Source organism: uncultured Corynebacterium sp., from assembly GCF_902782855.1.
Taxonomy (GTDB): domain Bacteria; phylum Actinomycetota; class Actinomycetes; order Mycobacteriales; family Mycobacteriaceae; genus Corynebacterium.
This window is the reverse complement of record NZ_CACZOO010000218.1, coordinates 1-3,682: the sequence shown is the minus strand read 5'-3', so window position 1 is coordinate 3,682 and position 3,682 is coordinate 1. Positions and strand designations below refer to the sequence as shown.

Below are 3,682 nucleotides of genomic sequence, written 5' to 3'. Positions count from 1 at the left end.
GCCGGCTCGACGGGCTGGTCAACAACGCCGGCGCGACCTGGGGCGCCCCCTTCGACGACTTCCCGCCGGACGCCTGGGACAAGGTCCTCGGCGTCAACGTGAAGACACCTTTCCGGCTCGCACAACTGCTGCGTCCGCTGCTCGACGCCCGTGCCACAGCCGGCCTCGACCCCGCCCGCATCATCAACGTCGGGTCCATCGACGGTCTCGCCGTGCCCAACTACGAGAACTACTCGTACGCGGCGTCCAAGGCTGCGGTGCATCACCTGACGAAGATCATGGCGTCCTCCCTGGCGCCGAAGATCCTGGTCAACGCCATCGCCCCCGGGCCGTTCCCCACCCGCATGATGAAGTGGGTCCTCGACGAGCGCGGCGAGGAGGTCAACCGGGCCAACCCGCTGGGCCGGGTCGGACGCCCCGAGGACGTCACCGCCCTGGTCACCTTCCTCCTCGCGCCGGGCAGCTCCTACATCACCGGCACCACCATCCCCCTCGACGGCGGTCTCACCTCGACCATGTCCGTCGCCATGTACGACCACGACAATCACGACGACCATGAATAGGACAGAACACATGCGAGAAGCAGTCATCGTCTCCACCGCCCGCACCCCCATCGGCCGCGCCTACCGGGGAGCCTTCAACAACACCCAGGGACAGGCACTCGCCGCCCACGCCATCGCCGCCGCCGTCGAACGCGCCGGCCTCACCGGTGACGAGGTCGAGGAGGTCATCCTCGGCTGCGCGATGCAGGAGGGATCCACCGGCACGAACGTCGCACGGCAGGCGACACTGCGCGCCGGGCTGCCGGTGAGCGTGCCGGGCATGAGTGTGGACCGCCAGTGCGCTTCCGGCCTCATGGCCATCGCCACCGCAGCGAAGGAGATCATCACCGACGGCCTGCAGATCGCCGTCGGCGGTGGGGTGGAGTCCATCTCCCTGGTGCAGAACGAGCACAAGAACACCTACCGCGCCGCTGATCCGTGGCTGGCGGAGAACGGCCACGACATCTACATGCCGATGCTGAACACCGCGGAGATCGTCGCCGAGCGCTACGGCGTCACCCGCGAGCAGCAGGACGCCTACGCGCTGGAATCCCAGCGTCGCACCGCCGCCGCCCAGGAGGCCGGCCTCTTCGACGAAGAGATCGTGCCGTTCACGGCCACGAAGCTCGTCGCCGGTGAGGACGGTCAGCCGGTCGAGCAGGAGGTCACACTGTCCCTCGACGAGGGCAACCGTCCCTTGACCACCGCGGAGGGGCTCGCCAAGCTCAAGGCCGTGCTGCCGGATTCCGAGGGGCACGCCGCCACGATCTCCGCGGGCAACGCCTCCCAGCTCTCCGACGGCGCCGCCGCCGTGGTCCTCATGGAGCGCGACGAGGCCACCCGCCGCGGGCTCGAGCCGCTGGGCACCTACCGGGGCATCGCCGTGGCCGGTTGCGAGCCCGACGAGATGGGCATCGGCCCGGTCTTCGCCATCCCGAAGCTGCTGGAACAGCACGGACTCACCATCGACGACATTGACCTGTGGGAGCTCAACGAGGCCTTCGCCTCCCAGGCGCTGTACTGCCGCGACACCCTCGGCATCGACCCCGCGAAGTTCAACGTCAACGGCGGTGCAATCTCCATCGGCCACCCCTACGGCATGAGTGGTGCCCGCATGGTCGGGCACGCCCTCCTGGAGGGACGCCGCCGCGGGGCCCGCTACGTCGTCATCACCATGTGCATCGGCGGCGGGATGGGTGCCGCCGGACTGTTCGAACTGTAGAGGACACGACCATGACCGGCAGTGGAGCAGACGCTACCGGCGTTGACCCCGGGGCCCATGATGCGGCACGGGGTCAGATCCTCGACGCCGCGTCCGCCGTCTTCCACTCCCAGGGCTTCGACCGGACCACGGTGGATGACATCGCCGACCGGATCGGCGCGACCAAGGGACGGATCTACTACTACTTCCGGTCCAAGTTCGACATCTACCTCGCCGTCTACGAGGAGGGGATGCGTCGTGCCCACGACCGGGTGAGCCCCCTGTCGACCCTGCCCGGCACCGGACGGGAACGCCTGACCGCCATGGCCACGCAGCACCTCGTCAACCTCATGACCGATCTCGGCTACCACGACGTCATCGCCCAGGGTGTCGTCGCCGGGCGCTCTGCGGCGCTCAAGGAACGGCAGCGCGAGGCGCTGGCCGCGCTCAACCAGGTGCGTCAACGCTACGAGGAGCTGTTCCGTTCCGTGGTCACCACCGGGATGGCGGACGGGTCACTACGCTCCCCGGCGTCCGGGGACGCCCGCCTGGCGACCAGGTTCCTGCTGAGCAGCCTGAACAGTGTGGCGATGTGGTTCCGGGTCCGTGAGAGCCAGGACGCCGCCGAGATCCGTGACCTGGCGGAGCGCATCGTCGACCTGGCCGTCGGCGGCCTGGCGTCCTGAGGCGGGGGTGGCCCCGGAGTGCCGCTGGAATGACGGACAACCCCGTCGGGTTGGACGTGGAATGACCACTCTCTTCGACCCGCTCGATGCGGGAGCACTGCACCTGGACAACCGGGTGACGATGGCAGCACTGACCCGGCAACGTGCGGCGGAGGACGGCGTCCCCACTGACCTGCACGCACGGTACTACAGCCAGCGTGCCACGGCCGGACTCGTCGTGACCGAGGGGACGTTCCCCGCGTTCAGCTGCCGCGCCTTCCCCGGCCAGGCCGGCATCGCGAACGAGGAGCAGGCCGCCGGCTGGGCCACGGTCGCCGACACGGTCCACGCCGCCGGCGGCACCCTCGTCATGCAGATCATGCACGGCGGGCGCACCAGTCACCCCGACCTGCTGCGCGGTGGAGAACCCGAGGCGCCCAGTGCGATCGGTACCGGTGCGCCGGTCCGCGGCTTCTCCGGCAAACTCGACGGCGTGGTGCCCCGCGCACTCGGCCTCGAGGAGATCCCGCGGATCATCGGGGAGTTTGTCGCGGGTGCGCGCCGGGCGGTCGACGCCGGGGTGGACGGTGTGGAGATCCACGGGGCGAACGGTTACCTGCTCCACGAGTTCACCGCGGCGTCCTCCAACCACCGCACCGACGCCTACGGCGGATCCCCTGAGAACCGGGCCCGGCTGACTGTCGAGGTGGTGCGGGCTGTCGCCGCGGAGATCGGTGCGGAGCGGACCGCACTGCGCATCTCCCCGGAGCACGGCGTCCAGGGTGTGGTGGAGGACGACCGGGCTGATGTCCTGGCCACCTACGACGCCCTGATCTCCGGCCTGCCCGGGCTCGCCTACCTGTCGGTACTGCACGCCGGGATCGACGGCGACCTGGTGGCCCACCTGCGGGAGCGTTTCAACGGGACCTTCCTGCTCAACAGTGGGTTCGGCCATGTCACGGACCTGGCTGAAGCCCGGCACATCGTCGAGGACGGTCTGGCGGACGCCGCGGTCGTCGGCCGCGAGCTCATCGCCAACCCGGACCTCGTGCGCCGGTGGCGGGAAGGACTGGATCTCAATGTGCCGGACAAGTCCACCTTCTATGTCGGTGGGGAGCACGGGTACACGGACTACCCGTTCGCGTAGACCGGTGGTCTGTGGTCCGTGGTCTGAGTTCCGGTGGTCTGTGGTCCGGTGGTCCGGTGGGAGCCGGGTTGGCCGGGCCGGGACCGCCGGCTACGCCGGCCGGGCCGGGACCGCTGGCTAGGCTGGC

At 69.6% G+C, this 3,682-nt stretch carries 4 protein-coding genes; all 4 read left to right on the top strand.

Annotated features, from left to right (window positions below; translation table 11 throughout):
* Positions 1-563: SDR family oxidoreductase (locus QZV72_RS09285; RefSeq protein WP_297007693.1), on the top strand; the 563-nt coding region annotated here is incomplete at its 5' end.
* Positions 564-573: 10 nt separating this feature from the next.
* Positions 574-1,764 carry an acetyl-CoA C-acyltransferase gene (locus QZV72_RS09280; RefSeq protein WP_297007691.1) on the top strand — a complete coding sequence of 397 codons (1,191 nt, stop codon included), beginning with the start codon at positions 574-576 and terminating at the stop codon, positions 1,762-1,764.
* 11 nt (positions 1,765-1,775) lie between these two features.
* Positions 1,776-2,429 carry a TetR/AcrR family transcriptional regulator gene (locus tag QZV72_RS09275; RefSeq protein WP_297007688.1) on the top strand — a complete coding sequence of 218 codons (654 nt, stop codon included), beginning with the start codon at positions 1,776-1,778 and terminating at the stop codon, positions 2,427-2,429.
* 61 nt (positions 2,430-2,490) lie between these two features.
* Positions 2,491-3,555, top strand: a complete 1,065-nt coding sequence (locus tag QZV72_RS09270; protein ID WP_297007686.1) for an alkene reductase — start codon at positions 2,491-2,493, stop codon at positions 3,553-3,555.
* Positions 3,556-3,682 lie beyond the last annotated feature (127 nt).